Raw genomic sequence first — 18,681 nt, forward strand, 5'->3', positions numbered from 1 at the left:
GCGGGCCCCTCCGGAGTGGGCACATCCGGCCGTGCCGGACCGATCACCCGGAGCGACGGGGAGGTCACGGCGCGGTCACGCGGGCCCGGGAATGCCTGGGGGCTCCTGGTGTTGCACGCGGTACCGTAGTTGCGCTCTCAACTAGATGGAGGACGAGATGCAGTTCGGGATCTTCACGGTCAGCGACATCACGACCGACCCCACGACCGGCCGCACGCCCAGCGAGGCACAGCGGATCCAGGACGTCGTCACCATCGCGAAGAAGGCCGAGGAGGTCGGGCTCGACGTCTTCGCCCTGGGCGAGCACCACAACCCGCCGTTCTTCTCGTCCTCCCCCACCACCACGCTGGCCTACATCGCCGCGCAGACCAGCCGGTTGCAGCTGTCGACGTCGACGACCCTGATCACCACCAACGACCCGGTGAAGATCGCCGAGGACTACGCGATGCTGCAGCACCTCGCCGGCGGCCGCGTCGACCTGATGATGGGCCGCGGCAACACCGGCCCGGTCTACCCGTGGTTCGGCCAGGACATCCGCAACGGCATCCCGCTCGCCGTCGAGAACTACGCGCTGCTGCGCCGGCTGTGGGACGAGGACGTCGTCGACTGGACCGGCCGGTTCCGCACCCCCCTGCAGGGCTTCACGTCCACGCCGCGGCCGCTGGACGGCGTCGCGCCGTTCGTCTGGCACGGCTCGATCCGCAGCCCGCAGATCGCCGAGCAGGCCGCCTACTACGGCGACGGCTTCTTCTCCAACCACATCTTCTGGCCGAAGGAGCACACGCAGCGGATGGTCGAGTTCTACCGCTCGCGCTTCGAGCACCACGGCCACGGCCGCGCCGACCAGGCGATCGTCGGCCTCGGCGGCCAGGTGTTCATGCGGAAGAACTCGCAGGACGCCGTCGCCGAGTTCCGGCCCTACTTCGACGAGGCTCCGGTCTACGGCCACGGCCCGTCGCTGGAGGACTTCTCCCGCGAGACGCCGCTGACCGTCGGCTCCCCGCAGCAGGTGATCGAGCGGACCCTCGGCTTCCGCGACTACGTCGGCGACTACCAGCGCCAGCTGTTCCTCGTCGACCACGCGGGCCTGCCGCTGAAGACCGTGCTCGAGCAGCTCGACCTGCTCGGCGAGGAGGTCGTGCCGGTGCTGCGCCGCGAGTTCGCCGCCCTCAAGCCCGCGCACGTGCCCGACGCCCCCACCCACGCCTCGCGCGTCGCCGCGCGCGGCGGCGCGGTCGACCCGACCGTGCACGCCGCCGGCGACGACGTCACCGGGCGCACCGCCGAGGAGGTCCCCGCATGACCACCCGCACCGGCACCACCAGGACCCTGGCCGTGGTGAGCGCCGGGCTGTCGACGCCGTCGTCGACCCGGCTGCTCGCCGACCGGCTGACCGCCGCGACCGTCGCCGCCCTGCGCCAGCGGGGCGAGGACGCCACGGTGGAGGTCGTCGAGCTGCGCGAGCACGCCCGCGACCTCGCCGACGCCTTCGTCACCGGCTTCCCGAACGCGGCGCTGCGCGCGGCCATCGAGACCGTCACCGGGGCCGACGGCGTCGTCGCCGTCACCCCGGTGTTCACCGCCTCCTACAGCGGCCTGTTCAAGTCCTTCGCCGACGTGCTCGACAAGGACGCGCTCACCGGCAAGCCGGTGCTCCTGGCGGCCACCGCGGGCACCGCGCGGCACTCGCTGGTGCTCGAGCACGCCATGCGGCCGCTGTTCGCCTACCTGCGGGCGGTGACCGTGCCGACGGCGGTGTTCGCGGCGAGCGAGGACTGGGCCGGCGGCGACGGCACCAGCGCCGAGCTCAGCGGCCGGGTCACCCGCGCGGCCGGCGAGCTGGCCGACCTGGTCACCGGGCGCCCGGCGTCGGCCCGCCCGGCGGACCCCTTCGCCGACGTCCCCTCCTTCGAGCAGCTCCTCCGGGGCGAGGCATAGGAAGCTCTACGCACGTCCTGGACCCCAGGACGTGCGTGGAGCTTCCTATGCCTGAGCCGTCTCCGACGGGGGTGCCGAGCCGCCCTGGGGCGCCGCGGCCGTCATGAGCGCGACGATCTCCGCGCGGTCGGCGGCCGAGGGCAGCCCCCACCCCGGCTCGTAGCCGAAGACCTCGCCGAGCGGGGTCGACGCCGTCCGCCCGGTGAGCACCTCCACCGACCCGGTGTCGATCAGGCCCGGGTGCTCGACGCCGCACGCCTCGGCGACCTTGAGCAGGTCGCGGCGCAGGGTGGCCACGTAGTTGGCCAGCCGCACCGACTTCCGCTGCGGGTCCAGCCCGTGCGCCAGCCACGCGTTCTGGGTGGCGACGCCGGTGGGACAGGTGTCGGTGTGGCACTTCTGCGCCTGGATGCAGCCGATCGCCAGCATCGCCTCCCGCGCGATGTTCACCGTGTCGCAGCCCAGCGCGAACGCCACCACCGCGTTGTCGGGCAGGCCGAGCTTCCCGCCGCCCACGAACGTCACCCGCTCGGCGATCCCCCGGCGGGCGAACGCCGAGTACACGCGGGCGAAGCCGAGCTGGAAGGGCAGCGACACCGAGTCGGTGAAGATGAGCGGCGCGGCACCCGTGCCGCCCTCCCCGCCGTCGATCGTCACGAAGTCCACCCCGCGGTCGCCCGCGGCCATCAGCCCGGTCAGCTCGTCCCAGAACGCCATGTCGCCGACGGCGGACTTGATGCCCACCGGCAGGCCCGTCGCGTCGGCCAGCAGTTCCACCCAGTCGAGCAGGCTGTCGGCGTCGGTGAACTCCGCGTGCCGCGACGGGCTGACGCAGTCGACGCCCTCGCGCACCCCGCGGGCCGCGGCGATCTCCGCGCTCACCTTCGCCGCCGGCAGCACCCCGCCCAGGCCCGGCTTCGCGCCCTGGCTGAGCTTGACCTCCAGCGCCCGCACCGGCGCCGACGCCACCAGGTCCTGCAGCCGGCGCAGGTCGAAGCGGCCCCGGTCGTCGCGGCACCCGAAGTAGGCGGTGCCGATCTGGAAGACCAGCTCGCCGCCGTGCCGGTGGTGCACCGACAGGCCGCCCTCGCCGGTGTTGTGCAGGCACCCGGCCAGCGCCGCGCCCCGGTTGAGCGCCTCGACGGCGGCCCCCGACAGCGAGCCGAAGCTCATCGCCGACACGTTCACCACCGACGCCGGCCGGAACGCCCGCGCCCGCCCGCGCGGGCCGCCGAGCACCTTCGCCGAGGGCAGGGCGACGTCGGCCGCCGAGGCCGGGTGCGACGGCGGGACGGCGCGGCCGAACGTGCGGTGGTTGATCACCGGGTAGCCGGCGGTGTACTCGAGGTCGTTGTCGGTACCGAAGCCGAAGTAGTTGTTCTCGCCCTTCGCCGAGGCGTACACCCACCGGCGCTGGTCGCGGGTGAAGGGCCGCTCCTCGTTGTTGCCGGCCACCAGGTACTGCCGCAGCTCCGGGCCGATCGACTCCAGCAGGTAGCGGGCGTGCCCCAGCACGGGGAAGTTGCGCAGCAGCGTGTGCTCCCGCTGCACCAGGTCCCGGGCGGCCACCGCCGCCACCGCGCCGAGCCCGGCCACCGCCGCCCGCGCCGCACCCCTCATGACGACCCCTCCCCGCTCCGTTGCGGTCCGGCCGTCATCGTGGCGCGGAACGGCGGCGTCCGCGCGCCGTCCGCTCCCCGGCCGCTAGAGGAAGAGGCTGAGCACGAGCGCCAGCGCGAAGCCGATCGTCCCGAGCAGCGTCTCCATGACCGTCCAGGTCTTGAGCGTCGTCTTCTCGTCCATCCCGAAGAACCGGCTGACCAGCCAGAACCCCGAGTCGTTGACGTGGGAGAGCACGGTGGCCCCGGCCGCGATGGCGATGACGATGAGCGCGAGGTCGATCGACGACAGGCCGTCGGTGGCCTCGATGACCGGCGCGATCAGGCCGGCGGCCGTGGTGAGCGCGACGGTGGCCGACCCCTGCGCGATGCGCAGCAGGACCGAGATGACGAACGCCGCGACGATGACCGGCAGCCCGATGTCCCCGAGGACGTCGGCCAGCGCGGTGCCGATGCCGCTGGCGCGCAGGACGCCGCCGAACATGCCGCCCGCGCCGGTGATCAGGATGATCGCGCAGACCGGGCCCAGGGCGCTGTTGACGATCGACTCGACCTGCGCGCCGCTCTCCCCCCGCCGCCGGCCGAGCACCAGGATCGCCACGAGGACGGTGACCAGCAGCGCGACCGGGGTGGCGCCGAGCAGCTGGCCGGCGCGCACGACGAACGACCCCTCGTCCACGGCGCCCGCGGTGGCGAGCGTGGTGAGCCCGGTGTTGAGGAAGATCAGCACCAGCGGGAGCAGCAGGAGACCGACGACGGTGCCGAACGACGGCGGTGCGGGCCGGGTGGCCGTCTCGGTGCGGCTCCCGCCGGAGGCGCCCGCGACACCGGGCGCGGTGCCGGCGACGGTCGGCTCCGGCGACTGCGGGGTGCCGCCGTCGCCGTCGACGGCGTCGGGCACCGCGACGTCGTAGCGGCGCCCGGCCCACAGGCCGAACAGGTAGCCGCCGAGGTACCAGGTGGGCAGGCCGACGAGCAGCCCGAAGACGAGGACCAGGCCGATGTCCGCGCCGACCAGCTCGGCGGCCGCGACCGGGCCGGGGTGCGGCGGCACGAACGCGTGCATCACGGCGAAGGCGCCGGCGGTCGGCAGGCCGTAGGTGAGCAGCGAGCCGCCCAGCCGGCGGGCGACGGTGAACACGATCGGCAGGAAGACGACGAGGCCGGCGTCGAAGAAGATCGGGAAGCCGAACAGCAGCGCGGCGACGCCCAGCGCGAGCGGCGCGCGCTTCTCGCCGAAGCGGCCGATGAGGCTGTCGGCGAGCACCTGCGCCCCGCCGCTGTGCTCGAGCAGCCGGCCGAGCATGGCGCCGAGGCCGACGAGCAGCGCGACGTTGGCCAGCGTGCCGCCGAACCCCTCGGTGAGGGTGGTGACGACGTCCTCGAGCGGGACCCGCGCCGCCAGCGCCGTCAGCAGGCTCACCAGGACGAGCGCCAGGAACGCGTGCAGCTTGAGCTTCATGATGAGGAACAGCAGGACCCCCACCGCGGCGGCGGCGATGAGGAGCAGCGGTCCGGCGCCCAGCGCGGGCTCGACCTCGGGCATGGCGGTTCCTCCAGGGCTCAGGCGGGGGTCTGGGACGGGGTGTCGTCGAGGGCGTCGAGCGTGGTGAGGACGTCGGCCAGCGCCCGGGCCGACTGCTCGACCAGCGGCCGGGTGCGCCGGTACAGGTCGGCGGCGGCCGGGTCGGGCTCGACCGGGTCGGAGACGCCGACCAGCGCGGTGGCGGCGTCGAGGTCGGGCAGCGCCCCGAGCGCGTGCAGGCCGAGCAGGCAGGCGCCGAGCCCCGTGCCCTCCGGCGAGTCGGCCACCCGCACCGGCAGGTCCAGCGCGGCGGCCAGCGTCGACACCCACAGCGGGGACGCCACCGCGCCGCCGGTCGCCCGCACCTCGGTGACCGGCAGCCCGGTGGCCGAGAACGCGTCGCGCACCAGCGCCAGCTGCTGGCACACCCCCTCGACGGCGGCGCGCACCAGGTGGCCGCGGCGGTGCTCGCGGCGCAGGCCCACGTAGGCGCCGCGCAGGCCCGAGCGCCACCACGGCGCCCGCTCACCGAGCAGGTAGGGCAGGCACAGCAGCCCGGCGCTGCCGGCCGGGACGCCCGCCGCCTCCTCCAGCAGCCGGGCGTCGAGCTCGTCGGCCTCCTCACCGCCCAGCGCGTCGCCGTCGGCCAGCGCCTGCGCCGCCCAGCGCACCACCGAGCCGCCGTTGTTGACCGCGCCGCCGACCACCCAGTGGTCGTCCGTGAGCGCGTAGCAGAACAGCCGGTGGGCGGGGTCGACCGTGGGCGCGGGGACGACGACCCGCATCGCGCCGCTCGTGCCCAGCGACACCGCGGCCACCTCCGGCCGCACCGCGCCGATGCCGAGGTTGGCCAGCACGCCGTCGGAGGCGCCGAGGACCAGCGGGGTGTCGCGCGGCAGGCCGGTGGCCGCGGCCACCTCGGGCCGCAGGCCGGGCAGCACCGCCGTCGTCGGCAGCACCTCGCCGAGCTGGGCGGCGCGCACGCCGGCGACGTCGAGCGCCTCGGTGTCCCACGTGCCGGCGCGGATGCCGTACAGACCGGTCGCCGACGCGCAGGCGCGGTCGAGCACCTGCGGGCCGCCGCGCAGCGCGGAGACCACGAGCTCCTTGACGCCGCCCCAGCGCGGCACCGACGCCAGCCGGTCGGGGTCCTCGGCGCGCAGGGCGGCGAGCTTGAGCAGCGGCGACATCGGGTGCACCGGCGTGCCGGTGCGGGTGTGCAGCCCGCCGGCCCGGCCGTCGGCGCGCAGGGCCTCGGCGAAGCCGGCGGCGCGGTCGTCGGCCCAGGTGACCACCGGGCCGAGCGGGCGGCCGTCGTCGTCCATGGGGACCAGGCCGTGCATCGCCGCGGACAGGCAGACGCCGACCACCCGGTCGCCGCGCTCGCGGGCGGCGGCGCTCACGGCGGCCAGCGCCTCGACGGCGGCGTCGGCCAGGCGCTGCGCGTCGAGCTCCGCGCGGCCGGGCGCCGGCACCGACAGGCGGTAGCCGACGCTCACCAGGTCGCGCACGCGCCCGTCGGCGCCCGCGGTCACCGCCTTGGTCGCCGTCGTCCCGCTGTCCAGCCCGACCACGACGTCCATGGCCGCGATCCTGCCGGTCGCGCCCCGCGGGGCGCGACCGCTCAGCGGTAGGCGCTGCCCCCGCGCAGGCGGGCCGACACCGCGACGTACAGCGGCGCGAGCACGACGCCGTCGCGGGCCAGGCGGGCGCGCAGCGCCCGGCGGTGCTTGACGACGCCGACCAGGCCGACCGCCCAGAACAGGTACTGCACGGCGAAGGCGGCGCGGAAGGCGTCGAGGTCGTAGGCGGTGGAGGCGCCGGGCGTCAGCGCGTCGAGCACCGCGCCGACGGCGAGGATGGTCAGCAGCGAGGCCACGAACCCGCCCACGTTGACCACCCCGCTGGCGCTGCCCTGCCGCTCGGCAGGGTTCCAGGTGCGGGCGAAGTCGAAGCCGATCATCGAGCCGGGGCCGTTGGTGCCGAGGACGACGACGAGCACGACCAGCAGCCACAGCGGGGCGCGCCCGGGCCACAGCAGCACGACGGTCCAGGTGCCCGCGGTCAGCACCAGGATCGAGAAGACCAGCACCGACCGGCGCAGCGGCCAACGCCCGCACAGCCGGCCCAACAGAGGCCCGACGCCCATGCCGACGACGACGAGCAGGGTCAGCAGCGACGCCGCCGTCGCCGGGGACAGCCCCTGCCCGACGACGAGGAACGGATAGCCCCACAGCAGCGCGAACACGGTGCCGGAGAACTGGGTGACCAGGTGCGTGTACAGGCCGATCCGGGTGCCGGGCTCCCGCCAGGTCAGCGCCAGGCTGCGGCGGACGTCGGCGAGGCCGGCGGCGGGGGCGAGCTCGATCCCGGGCGGGGTGTCGCGCAGCGTGGCGAGCACCAGGACGACGACGAGCACGCCGGCCGCCGCGGCGCCGAGGAAGGTGCTGCGCCAGCCCGCCGAGTGCAGCAGCGCCACCAGCGGGTAGGCGGCCACGATCTGCCCGACCTGGCCGAGGATGCCGGTGAGCTGGGTGACCAGCGGGACCGTGCGCCCGGGGAACCAGAAGCCGACGACGCGCAGCACGCTGATGAAGGTCATCGCGTCGCCGGCGCCGACCAGCACGCGCGCCGCGATCGCGGTGGGCACGTCGGTGGCCAGCGCGAGCACCAGCTGCCCGGCGGCCATCGTGATCCCGCCCGCGACGATCAGCCGCCGCGAGCCGAAGCGGTCCAGCGCCACGCCCACCGGCACCTGCAGGCCGGCGTAGACGGCCAGCTGCAGCACGAGGAACAGCGAGACCGCCGAGGCGCCGGCGTCGAACCGCTGCTGCGCCTCCACCCCCGCCACGCCGAGCGAGGCGCGGTGGAAGACGGCGACCACGTAGGCGGCCAGCGCGGTGAGCCAGACGGCGTAGGCGCGCACCGGCGTGCGCTCGTTCGTCGGGGCGGTCACCCAGGGGACGACAGCGGCGGCGGGCGATGTGTTCCCGCACCGGCGGTGAGTCCCCTCACCCGCGGTGGGAGGCTCCGCCCGGCGCGCACCCGAGGGAGGGCAGGTCCATGGACGTCACGGCAGGATCCGCGGTCGTCACCGGCGGGGCGTCGGGCCTGGGCCTGGCCACCGCCCGCCGGCTCGCCGGGCTCGGGGTGCCCACCGTGCTGGTCGACCTGCCGGCGTCGGCCGGTGCCGAGGTCGCGGCGGACCTCGGCGGGCGGACGCGGTTCGTCGCCGCCGACGTCACCGACCCCGACGCGGTGGCGGCCGCCGTCGCGGTGGCCGACGAGCTCGCCCCGCTGCGCACGCTGGTGCACTGCGCGGGCCGCGGCGGCGCGCTGCGCGTCGTGGACCGCGACGGCAGGCCCGGGTCGCTCGAGGCGTACGAGGCGGTCGTGCGGGTCAACCTCGTCGGGACGTTCAACGTCCTGAGCCAGGCCGCCGCCCGGATGGCAGCCCACGACCCGCTCGACGGCGAGGAGCGCGGCGTCTGCGTGCTCACCGCGTCGGTCGCCGCCTACGAGGGGCAGGTCGGCCAGGCCCCCTACGCCTCGGCGAAGGCGGGGATCGTCGGGCTCACCCTCGTCGCCGCCCGCGACCTCGCCCAGCGGCTCGTGCGGGTCGTCACCATCGCCCCGGGCACCTTCGACACCCCGATCCTCGCCCGGCTCCCGCCGGAGGTGCGCGACTCCCTCGGCCGGGCCACCCCGCATCCGCGGCGGCTCGGCGTCGCCGACGAGTTCGCCCGCCTCGCGCTCGCGATCGTCGACAACCCGATGCTCAACGGCGAGACCATCCGGCTCGACGGCGCCCTGCGCATGCCGCCGCGCTGACCCGGCGGGACCTCCGGTACCGCGCCGCCGGCCCGGGGCGGGCGGGGCGCACACCTACACTCCTGCGCCGTGCCCGCCTCCGCCATCGCCGCCCGCGTGCTGCAGCACACCCGGCAGCGGGGCGCCGTCCCGGTCGCCGCCGCCTGCCTGTCCTGGGGGACGCGCTGGGCGCTCGGCCGCGCCCGCGCGGGCCGGCCGTGGACGGCGACCGTCACGCACGAGGGCACCGAGCACCGGCTGCTGCGCCACCCCTACCACTGGACGTGGCTCAACGAGCGCGCCGTCGAGGTGCCGCTCGCCGAGGCGGTGCTCGACGCCGCGCCGGCCGCGCACGGGCCCGCACCGCGCGTCCTCGAGGTCGGCAACGTCCTGTCGCACTACCGGCCGGTCACCCACGACGTCGTCGACAAGTACGAGCGGGCGCCGGGGGTCCGCAACGCCGACGTCGTCGACCTCGACGGGGACGGGCGCTACGACCTGGTGCTGGCGATCAGCACGCTCGAGCACGTCGGCTTCGACGAGGAGCCGCGCGACCCCGGCAAGGCGGCGCGGGCGGTGCGGCGGCTGCACGAGCTGCTCGCCCCCGGCGGGCACCTGTGGGTGACCGTGCCCGTCGGCTACAACCCCGACCTCGACGAGGCGCTGCGCACCGGCGCGCTGCCCTTCTCCCGGCTCACCGCGCTGCGGGCCACCGGGCCGGGCGCCCGGTGGGAGCAGGTGCCGGTCGAGGAGGTGTGGGGCACGCCGTACGACTGGTTGCTCTACACCGCGCGTGCCGTCGTCGTCGCGGAGTCGTTCGCCGGGCCGTCCGCGGGAGCCGGGAACGGGACGGCGGCCGCGTCGGAGGCCGGTGCGGGGCCCCGCGACGCCTAGCATCACGGGCGTGGAAGCCCTGGTGACCCCGGAGGACCTCACCGAGGACGACGCCCAGCGGCGCGTCCGGATCCTGCTGGCGCTGGCCACCTGCATGGCGGCCAAGGGCTACCGGGCCACCACGATCTCCGACATCGCCCGCGAGGGCCGGGTGTCCAAGACGATCGTGTACGCGCACTTCCGCGACAAGGAGCACTGCCTCCTCGAGCTCTACACGCGGGCCACCGACAAGATGCTGGCCACGGTGCACGCGGCGCAGGAGCGCGGCGCGGCCGCCGGGCTGGCCTGGCCCGACCGGCTGCGCACCGCCGTCCGCGCCTACCTCGAGGTGCTGGCGGCCAACCCGGAGGTCGCCTGGGCCGCGCTCGTCGAGGTGCAGGCCGCGGGCCGGCCGGCGCTGGCCCTACGCCGCCAGGTGATCGACCGCTACGTGGAGCTCATCTGCGCGGTGGCCACCGAGCTCGCCGAGCGGCACCCCGAGGAGGTGCGCCCGGTCGGCCGGGCGCTGGTGCTCGCCGCCGTGGGCGGGCTCAACGAGCTGATGCTCGCCCGCGTCGAGCGCGGCGAGGTGACCTCGCTGGCCGAGGACACCGACGTCGCGACCGAGGTCCTCGTGCAGCTGGTCGCCCGCCGCTCCTGACCCGCGGGGGTCAGCCGGCGTCCCTGACGACGACGTAGCGGGCGGCCGCCCAGTGCGTCGCCGGCTCGACGACGGCCTGCACGTCCACCACGCGGCCGCCCGCGGCCGCGGCGACCGCCCGCACCCGCTCCTCCGGCACGCCGGTCATCAGCATCGGCGCCGGGTAGCCGAGCAGCCGAGTCTGCGCCCAGCGCACCAGCCGGGTCGGGGCCACCCGCCAGACGACCCCGCGGGCGGTCCACAGCGGCGTCGTCGGGCAGTGCAGCACCGCGACGCCGCCGGGCCGCAGCACGCGCAGGAACCCGGCCAGCGCCCGCTCGGCGCCGCCGGGCGGGAGGTGCTGGAGGACGCGCTCGGTGAGCACCAGGTCCACGGAGGCGTCGGGCACCGGGTGCAGGTCGGCGTCCTCGGCGAGCACGAACCGGCAGCGGCCGCCGCTGCGGTCGAGCTCCCGGGCGCGGTCGAGCATCGGCGCGGAGACGTCGAGGCCGACCACCTCCCGGGCGTGCGGCGCGAGCGCCTGGCTCAGCCGGCCGGCACCGCAGCCGAAGTCGAGCACGCGGTCCCACTCCGTGGGCAGGCCCAGGCGCCCCAGCCACGCGCGCGTGCGGTCGACGTCGTCCCGCCCCAGGGCGAGGAACTCCTCGACGTCCCAGCGGCCGCCCCGCTTGTCGGGGTCGACCCAGACCGCCCACAGCGGGTCCTCGGCGCCCAGCCGGGTCCAGTCCGCGTGCACCTGCTCGCCCAGCCGTCCGCGTCCCCGCACGGCACCTCCTCGTCCGGGGGCGGACCCTACCGACCGGTAGCCCCGCCCTCCTACGCTGGCCGGGACGGGCTCCCCGCCGGAGGGACCCCGGCGACGACGGGAGGACCGGTGACGGCTTCCGCCGCCCTGGAGGGGGGCCCGGCCGCGCGCACCGAGCGGGCGTTCCCGGCGCTCGACGGCCTGCGGGCCCTCGCCGCGACGGCGGTGGTGCTCACCCACGCCGCGTTCGCCACGGGCGACCACACGTCCTCCGCCGCCGGCCGCGTCCTCGCCCACCTCGACGTCGGGGTCCCGGTGTTCTTCGTGCTGGCCGGCTTCCTGCTGTCCCGCCCGTTCCTGCTGGCGGGGGCCGAGGGGCGGCCGGCGCCGCGCGCGGTCCCCTACCTGTGGCGGCGGGCGCTGCGGATCCTGCCCGCCTACTGGATCACCGTCGCCGCGGCGCTGCTGCTCCTGCCCGGCAACGACGGCGCCGGGCCCGCGACCTGGGTCCGCCACCTGCTGCTTGTCCAGGTCTACGACGACGGCGGCTTCGCGGCAGGCCTCACGCACACCTGGAGCCTGTGCACCGAGGTCGCCTTCTACCTGGTCCTGCCGCTGGCCGCCGGCGGGCTGGTGCGCCTGGGCCGGCGCGACCCCCGCCGCCCCTGGCCGGTGCTGGCCGCGCTCGGCGGCGCGGCGCTCCTCGGCCTGGCCTGGCTGGTCGCCGTCTGGACCGCGCAGCGCACCTTCGTCCCGACCGACCTGTGGCTGCCGGCCTTCTCGGGCTGGTTCGCCGGTGGCGTCGCGCTGGCGGCGCTGACCGTCGCCGACCCGGGCTGGCGGCCGGTGCGGGTGGTCCGCGAGCTCGCCGGCAGCCTCGGCACCTGCTGGGCAGGCGCGGCGGTGCTGTTCTGGATCGCCTGCACGCCGGTGGCCGGGCCGCTCGGCCTGGCCGCGCCGTCGGCCGGCCAGGCGGTCACCCGCTCCCTCCTCTACGGCGGCGTCGCCGTCCTGCTGGTGGCGCCGCTGGTCCTCGGCGAGCAGCGCGGCCGGGTGCGGGCGGCGCTGTCCGGCCGCACGGCGCGGCTGCTCGGCGAGGTCTCCTACGGCCTGTTCCTCGTGCACGTGGTGCTGCTGACCGGCGGCTACGACCTCACCGGCACGCCGGTGTTCACCGGGCCGCTGGTGCTGGTCGCGCCGGCCACCTGGCTCGCGGGGGTGGGCGTCGCCTGGCTGCTGTACGTGCTCGTGGAGCGGCCCCTGCGGCGGTTCCGTCACGCCGCCGACGGCGTGGCGCTCTCCCGCCGGCGGCGCAGCGGCGGCAGCGGCAGGACCGAGGCGACGGCGACCGACAGCGCGGCCACGCCGAGCGCCTGACGCGCCTCGGCGGCGCCGTCGACCGCCAGCAGGACGCCCGCGGCCGCCACCAGCGAGGCGGCGAGCACGCCCAGCACCGCGAACCGGCGGCGCCCGGCGGCCATCCCGAGCACCGCGGCGACGGCGAGCACCGCGAGGCCTCCCGTCCCACCGGCCAGTGCGGTGCCGGCCAGGGCGGCGAGCGCGACGGTCCCCGCGAGGAGCCGCCGGCCGCGGGCGGGCCGGGCGGACCGGCGCGCGGGCGGGCCGGGCGCGGTCGCCGGCTTCCAGACCGCCAGCGCGACGAGCAGCGCCACCGCCGCGGCACCGCCGGCCAGCGCCGCGCGGTAGGTGCCGCCGGGCCCGTAGTCCAGCCGGACGGTGCCCGCGGCTCCGGCGGGCAGCACCCAGCCCTGCTGCCAGCCGTCGACGGCCACCCCCTCCAGCGCGGTGCCGTCCAGCGTGGCGGTCCACCCGGGGTTGGCGTTCTCCGGCACCACGAGCAGCGCCGGCTCGTCGCGGGCGGCGACCCGCACCTCGCGCTGCTCGGTCCCCCACCGGACGACGTCGGCGGCGGCGCGGTCGACGTCGGTGCCGGGCGTGGCGGCCAGCGCGCCGCCGGTGCGCAGCAGCGTGGCGGAGCGGACGGCGAGCTCCGGGGTGCCGGCGGCGGTGAACCGGTGCTCCCCCGGCCCGAGCCGTACGGTCTCCCCCGCCGGGTCGCAGAGCTCGAGCGGCAGCGGGGTGAGGTCGCGCAGCGCGCCGAGGGTGGTGCGCACCGACGTCTCGAACCGCTGCCCGTCGAGCGCCACTCCGGGCCCCTCGCCGCAGGGCACCTCGACCACCCGGCCGGGGTCGGGCACCGCGAGCGCGGTGACCTCGAGCTCGCCCACGACGACGCCGAGGTCGGCGGTCGTGCGCGTGTAGGGGTCGAACGACTCGGTGCGCCCGGCCAGCTCGAAGGTGATCGTCAGGCGGTCGGTGGTCACCGGTGTGAAGGAGACCGCGCCGTCGTCGTCGAGGCGCAGGGTGCGGGTGATCCCGCCGCCGGAGAGGGTGACCGCGCCGGGCCGGGCGCCGGTCACCGACCCGGCGGTCTCCACGCGCAGCCGGTCGACGGTCTGCGGCGTCAGCCAGCTGACCACCAGGGTGGGCGAGCCGTCGTCGGCGGCGGCGTGCCAGGCGGTCTCCGGGTCCCCGTCGGCGACGGCGGCGGCGCCCGCCCGCGGGTCGGGGACGGCGGTGCTGCTCGCGGCCACCCGGCTGAAGGTCCCCGACGAGGAGGCCAGCAGCTCGTCGAGCGCGGGGCCGGCCCGCGGCACCGCGGTGAGCGCCAGGTCGTAGGAGGCGTCCCCCGTCACGGTCAGCACCCGGTCGAGGCCGGCGGGCTCCTCGGCGGCGTCGACGAGCGGGGCGCCGCAGCGCAGGTCGGCGTCGGTGGAGGTGGCGCACCCGGCCACCGGGGCGCCGGCCGCGTCGAGCACCCAGGCGTCGGCCGCGGCGCCGGGCTCGGGCAGCACGACCGACCGCGTGACGGTCAGGCCGGGCACCGCCACCTCGGCCAGCCCGAGCGTCTCGCCCGCCGGCACCGAGAGGCGGATCGACCGCGTGGCGCCCGGCGGGAGGGGCACCTGCTGCGGCGCCGCCGACGCGGCCGGCCGGACCCGCAGCGAGCCGGTGTCCGTGCCGACCAGCAGCACCGACGGCGGGTCGGCGGCCACGTCCGGCGGCAGGGTCACGCTCACGGCGAGGGCGCCGACCGGCTCGTCGGCGCGCAGGGTCCACTCGACCGGCGCCGGCGTCCCGACGTCGTCGGGCGGGTACCAGGCGGTGGTCGGGTCGCCGTCGACGGCGGCCCAGGGCGAGCGGGCGGGGTCCGCGCCGCCGTAGCTGTCGGCGTCCGACGCCGACGCCGCGGCCCCCGGGACGGCGCCGGTGTAGCGGACGACGCTCTCCGCGGCCGCCTGGTCGTCGAGCAGGTGGTCGCGGGCGGGCGCGTCGAGGCGGAGCGGGTCCTCCGGCGCCAGCCCCTGCGAGGCGGCGTCGGTCAGGCGGCCCATGCTCCGCTCGCGCCGCACCAGCGCGTCGGAGACCGCCACGCCCCCGGTGCCCTCGACGCCGGCACCGGCGAGCACGGTGGGCCGCCCGGTGACCAGCCCCTGGTCCTCCAGCGCCAGGACGCCGTCCGGCCCGCCGGACACGGTGACGGCGTCCGCGAGCGGCGCCGTCCAGGCCCGGGGTGCCGGGTCGGCGACGCCGAACACCTCGACCGCGGGCAGCGGCTGGGCGAGCCCGGCGTCGAAGACGCGCCCCAGCAGGGCGGCGCCGGGGAAGTCGGGGCCGAAGGCGGCGACCCGCCGGATGCCGGGCGAGTCCCGCAGGGCCTGGTGCACGAGCACCGGCCGCGGGGACCCGGAGGCGCCGACGTCGAGGTCGTTGCGGACGACGACGTGCGAGATGCCGGCCCGCGCCAGGTAACGGGTGAGCGCCTCCGAGCCCTGCCCCGCGGCCAGCCGGGCCTCGATCGCGTCGAGCACCCGGACGTGCGCGTTCGGCGCGAGCGGGACCGCGTTGCGCACCTCCCACGGCGACTCGGCGAGCACCTGCATCGGCTCGTCGTTCGGCGTCCCCCAGCCGTAGGTGGCGAAGGAGGAGCCGGGGACTAGCAGCGCCCGCCCGGACGGGGTGTCGCGGGCGAGGAAGTCGGCGGCCTGCTGCCAGTAGCCGGGCACCGTCTCGAACCCGGCCGGCGGCGCCAGCCGGCCCTGCACCGCCGGGAGGGCCACCCCGGCGACGCCGAGCACGACCACGGCCACCGTCGCCCGGCACCCGACGCGGGCCGCGGCGGGGGCGGCCCGGCGCACCGGGGCGGCGGCGCGGGCGAGGAGGGCGGGCAGCGGCCGGCCCGGGCGCCGGACCGCACCGGGACGGGCCGCCGCGGCGGCCGCGGCGGTGACGAGGTCGACCAGCGCCAGCACCAGCGGCAGCCGCAGCACCGGGTCGAACTTGTGCACGTTGCGCAGCGGCGCGAGCGGGCCGTCGAGGGCCTCGCGCAGCCAGCCGGCCAGCACGCCGTCGACGGCGGCCAGGTGGCCCATGGTCACCAGCGCCGCGCCGGCGAGGACGCCCAGCACCAGCCAGGTCCGCTCGCGCAGCCGGGGCCGGCAGAGCGCGGCGAGGCCGGCGGCGGCGACCACCACGGTCGCGGTCACGGGGACGGCGTCGTGCAGCAGCGACCAGCCGGCCGGCCACAGCGGGCCCGCGGAGGTGGCCAGCGCCGGGACCCAGTGGTCGGTGCCGCGCAGCACTGACAACAGGTCGGTGGGCGCGGTGGTCGTCGCCGCCGTCTCGATCAGGTCGAGGAACGGGACGCTGTAGCGGCCGAGCAGCAGCAGCGGCCCGGCCCACCACGCGGTGGCCAGCACCACCGCGAGCGCCCACCAGGCGGCCAGGCGCCGCCGCGCCCGCCCCGGGCGGCGGGTGAGCAGCCACAGCACCGGCAGCGGGAGGACGGCGGCCGCGGCGACGGCGTTGACCCCGCCCGCGCAGAACACCGCCAGCCCCGACAGCGCGGCCGCCCGGCGCGGGGAGCCCAGTGCCGCGGCGCCGACCAGCGGCACCAGCACCCACGGTGCGACCGCCATGGGCAGCACCTCGATCGACGTCGCGCCGAGCGAGGTGACCATCCGCGGGGCGAGCGCGTACGCCAGGCCGCCGAGGACGACCGCGGCGGGCGAGCCGATCCGCAGCCGCCGCGCCAGCACCACGACGCCGAGGAAGGCGGTGCACAGCAGCAGCGCCCACCACAGCCGCTGGACCACCCAGGGCGGCAGGCCGGCGCCGCGGAGCAGGGCGCTGACCGGGCCCATCGGCCACAGGTAGCCGTAGGCCTGGTTCTGCACCTGGCCGGCGAAGCCCTCCGGGTCCCACATCGACAGCGCCCGGCCGAGGAAGCCGAGCGGGTCGACCCAGACGTCGAGCTTGGTGTCGGACACGACCCGGCCCGGCGACTGGGACAGCGCCAGCGCGACGAGGCCGAGGCAGACGACGGCCAGGCGCGCGCGGTCGAGCAGCCGGCCCGGGGGCGAGGGGTCCGGCGCGGCCCGGTCAGCGCGGGCGGGCCCCGGGCGGGCCGGGGACGCGACCGAGCCCGCCGGACGGGGTCCGGCGGGCTCGGTCGTCAGCGGGGGCGCGGCCACGGCCCCGGGGAGGGGCCGCGCCCCTCCCGGGGAGCGGTCACTTGGCGAAGGACACCGGCTCCTGCGCCGGCGCCCCGGCGGCGTCCGCCCGGTGCGCGCCGCCGCGCGACCGCAGGGCCACCACGACGCCGGCGACCACCAGGAGCAGGCCGAGCGCGGCGACGGCCAGCGGCAGCGTGCGGCTGATCAGCGTGACCTTGTCCCTGTTGTCCTCGGCGCGCTCGACGCCGGCCGAGACGGTCTCGTCGCTGGCGGCGAACTCGGCCCGCAGGATCGTGGCGCCGGTGGTGCCGTCCGGGGCGCGCAGCACCGTGACCGGGGCCTCCGAGGAGGTGACCAGCACGCCGCTGGTCGGCTCCACCCACAGCGTGCGGGTGTTGCTGTAGACGACGTCGGCCTCGACCGACTCCTCGTCGGGCACGCCGGCCAGCTCGCCGGGGACCTCGGTCTGGCGGATCACCGTCTCGGGGATCTCCTGCACGAAGCGGTAGACCTCGAGGCCCTCGATCTCCTCCTCGCCCTCGAAGCGGGCGGGGAAGGTCTGGGCGGTGGTGACGTTCCAGACGTCGTAGTCGCGCTGCTCGGTGCCGAACGGGAACGTGACGGTCAGCCCGTCGACGTCGGCCGGCTCCTCGTCGATGGCCTCGCTGCCGCAGTCCACCGAGGCGGCCTCGCGCCGGTCGAGGCAGGCGGTGTAGCTGCTCGCGGTGATCAGGGTCCCGTCCTCGGCGGTCACCGTGGTGCCCGAGGACCACACGGCGACGTCGTCGGAAGCGTCCTCGGAGCCCGCGTCGCCCTGGACCGTCAGGCGCACGGTGGCGTCGACGCCGTCGACCTCCTCGAGGGTGGAGAAGTCGAGGTAGGTGACGTCGCTGCCCGACGCCGTGGCCGACGCGGACTGGTCCAGCGGCAGGCGGACCAGGTCGGGCGCGAGGAACAGCCGGATCGCCAGGGCGGCGCCCAGGAGGACGGCACCCACGGCCACCAGGCCGAGACCGAGACCACGACGACGCATGCGGAGGGACCTCCTCGAGGGGTGCGACGACCGGTCCGGCGTCGCGGCGCGGGTCACACTACTGTCGGGTAGGTCACGCGCCAAACCCGGCCGGTTCCCGCCGGTACCACTCCCCCGTCCAGGGGATACCGGCGCGTACCACCGTCGTCACGCGGGCCGATACCACCCGTTACCGGCGGTCACCGCTCCCGTCGGCGGAGCACCACGACGACGTTCCACGACGCGATCTCGCGCAGCCCCGGGACGCGGGCGACCCAGCCGGCCCACCACGGGTGGTAGCGGGCGAACACCGCGAGCAGGTCGGCGTCGGGGCAGCGCCGCGCCCACCGGACGAGCCCCCCGGCGGACACGGCGAACAGCGACTCCCCGAACCGGTTCTTCGGCTCGCGGCCGGTGCGCCGGCGGAAGCGGCGGCGCGCGTAGCCGCCGCCGAGGTAGTGCCACGGCGCCGTCTCGTGCCCGCCCCAGGGCGACAGCCACGGCGTGAACGAGACCAGCACCGTGCCGCCGGGCCGGGTCACCCGCACCATCTCGTCGGCCATCACCCACGGGCGGGCGACGTGCTCGAGCACGTTGGACGAGTAGCAGACGTCGACCGCGCCGCTGCGCACCGGCAGCGCCTCCCCGCTCGCCCGCAGCGTGCCGGGCTCGGGCTCCCCGCGGGCGGCCATCTCGCCGGCGTCGGGCTCGAGGCCCACGTAGGTGGCCCCCGCCGCGCGGAACTCGCGGGCGAAGTAGCCGGGCCCGCCGCCGACGTCGAGCACGGTCGCGCCGTCGAGGTCGGCCCAGCGCGCCAGCTGCCGCACGGAGTCCTCGGCCAGCACCCCGTAGAAGGTGTCGGGGTCGGTCTGCTCGCGCAGGAACGCCCGGAACAGCCGGACGGACCGGCGCAGGGTGGCCGAGCGGTCCATTCTCTGCGCGCCTCCTCTGTCGACCATTC

At 77.0% G+C, this 18,681-nt stretch carries 14 protein-coding genes; 6 read left to right on the top strand and 8 right to left on the bottom strand.

Annotation, left to right across the window (positions count from 1 at the left end; all coding sequences use genetic code 11):
* Positions 1 to 157 precede the first annotated feature (157 nt).
* Together WA616_RS03435 and WA616_RS03440 are read left to right on the top strand one after the other, a co-directional pair.
* Positions 158 to 1,303, top strand: a complete 1,146-nt coding sequence (locus WA616_RS03435) for an LLM class flavin-dependent oxidoreductase (RefSeq protein WP_336027322.1) — start codon at positions 158 to 160, stop codon at positions 1,301 to 1,303.
* Entirely contained in the window at positions 1,300 to 1,938 is a 639-nt protein-coding gene (locus tag WA616_RS03440) for an FMN reductase (RefSeq protein WP_336027324.1), read from the top strand. The genes WA616_RS03435 and WA616_RS03440 overlap by 4 nt, the downstream gene beginning before the upstream one ends.
* 45 nt (positions 1,939 to 1,983) lie before the next feature.
* Here WA616_RS03440 and WA616_RS03445 read toward each other — a convergent pair whose 3' ends face one another.
* From WA616_RS03445 to WA616_RS03460, 4 genes are all read right to left on the bottom strand, one after another.
* Complete coding sequence (locus WA616_RS03445; RefSeq protein ID WP_336027326.1) at positions 1,984 to 3,558, bottom strand: FMN-binding glutamate synthase family protein; 1,575 nt, start codon at positions 3,556 to 3,558, stop codon at positions 1,984 to 1,986.
* An 84-nt stretch (positions 3,559 to 3,642) separates the two neighbouring features.
* Positions 3,643 to 5,103, bottom strand: coding sequence for a GntP family permease (locus WA616_RS03450; RefSeq protein WP_336027328.1), 1,461 nt, complete (start codon positions 5,101 to 5,103; stop codon positions 3,643 to 3,645).
* 17 nt (positions 5,104 to 5,120) lie between these two features.
* Positions 5,121 to 6,665 (bottom strand): gluconokinase, encoded by a 1,545-nt coding sequence (locus WA616_RS03455; RefSeq protein ID WP_336027329.1) that lies wholly within the window; start codon positions 6,663 to 6,665, stop codon positions 5,121 to 5,123.
* Between the two features lie 41 nt (positions 6,666 to 6,706).
* Positions 6,707 to 8,038, bottom strand: a complete 1,332-nt coding sequence (locus WA616_RS03460) for an MFS transporter (RefSeq protein ID WP_336027330.1) — start codon at positions 8,036 to 8,038, stop codon at positions 6,707 to 6,709.
* A gap of 107 nt (positions 8,039 to 8,145) precedes the next feature.
* Here WA616_RS03460 and WA616_RS03465 point away from each other — a divergent pair, with 107 nt between their 5' ends.
* The 3 genes from WA616_RS03465 to WA616_RS03475 all read left to right on the top strand — a co-directional run bounded on the left by WA616_RS03465 (position 8,146) and on the right by WA616_RS03475 (position 10,426).
* On the top strand, positions 8,146 to 8,913 hold the full coding sequence (locus WA616_RS03465) for an SDR family NAD(P)-dependent oxidoreductase (RefSeq protein WP_336027331.1): 768 nt from the start codon (positions 8,146 to 8,148) through the stop codon (positions 8,911 to 8,913).
* Positions 8,914 to 8,982: 69 nt separating this feature from the next.
* On the top strand, positions 8,983 to 9,786 hold the full coding sequence (locus WA616_RS03470) for a class I SAM-dependent methyltransferase (protein ID WP_336027332.1): 804 nt from the start codon (positions 8,983 to 8,985) through the stop codon (positions 9,784 to 9,786).
* Positions 9,787 to 9,796: 10 nt separating this feature from the next.
* Positions 9,797 to 10,426 carry a TetR/AcrR family transcriptional regulator gene (locus tag WA616_RS03475; protein ID WP_336027333.1) on the top strand — a complete coding sequence of 210 codons (630 nt, stop codon included), beginning with the start codon at positions 9,797 to 9,799 and terminating at the stop codon, positions 10,424 to 10,426.
* Positions 10,427 to 10,436: 10 nt separating this feature from the next.
* On the opposite strand, the gene WA616_RS03480 is transcribed toward WA616_RS03475, so the two are convergent.
* Positions 10,437 to 11,192, bottom strand: a complete 756-nt coding sequence (locus WA616_RS03480; protein ID WP_336027334.1) for a class I SAM-dependent methyltransferase — start codon at positions 11,190 to 11,192, stop codon at positions 10,437 to 10,439.
* Between the two features lie 108 nt (positions 11,193 to 11,300).
* On the opposite strand from WA616_RS03480, the gene WA616_RS03485 reads away from it, so the two are divergent.
* Positions 11,301 to 12,548, top strand: a complete 1,248-nt coding sequence (locus WA616_RS03485) for an acyltransferase family protein (protein ID WP_336027335.1) — start codon at positions 11,301 to 11,303, stop codon at positions 12,546 to 12,548.
* On the opposite strand, the gene WA616_RS03490 is transcribed toward WA616_RS03485, so the two are convergent.
* The 3 genes from WA616_RS03490 to WA616_RS03500 all read right to left on the bottom strand — a co-directional run bounded on the left by WA616_RS03490 (position 12,446) and on the right by WA616_RS03500 (position 18,652).
* Positions 12,446 to 16,726, bottom strand: coding sequence for an alpha-(1->3)-arabinofuranosyltransferase domain-containing protein (locus WA616_RS03490; RefSeq protein ID WP_336027337.1), 4,281 nt, complete (start codon positions 16,724 to 16,726; stop codon positions 12,446 to 12,448). The genes WA616_RS03485 and WA616_RS03490 overlap by 103 nt on opposite strands.
* 37 nt (positions 16,727 to 16,763) lie before the next feature.
* Positions 16,764 to 17,741, bottom strand: a complete 978-nt coding sequence (locus WA616_RS03495) for a DUF3068 domain-containing protein (RefSeq protein WP_336027338.1) — start codon at positions 17,739 to 17,741, stop codon at positions 16,764 to 16,766.
* A 179-nt stretch (positions 17,742 to 17,920) separates the two neighbouring features.
* On the bottom strand, positions 17,921 to 18,652 hold the full coding sequence (locus WA616_RS03500) for a class I SAM-dependent methyltransferase (RefSeq protein WP_073420195.1): 732 nt from the start codon (positions 18,650 to 18,652) through the stop codon (positions 17,921 to 17,923).
* Positions 18,653 to 18,681: the final 29 nt, after the last annotated feature.

It is taken from the genome of Geodermatophilus sp. FMUSA9-8 (assembly GCF_037034165.1).
Classification (GTDB): Bacteria; Actinomycetota; Actinomycetes; order Mycobacteriales; family Geodermatophilaceae; genus Geodermatophilus; species Geodermatophilus nigrescens.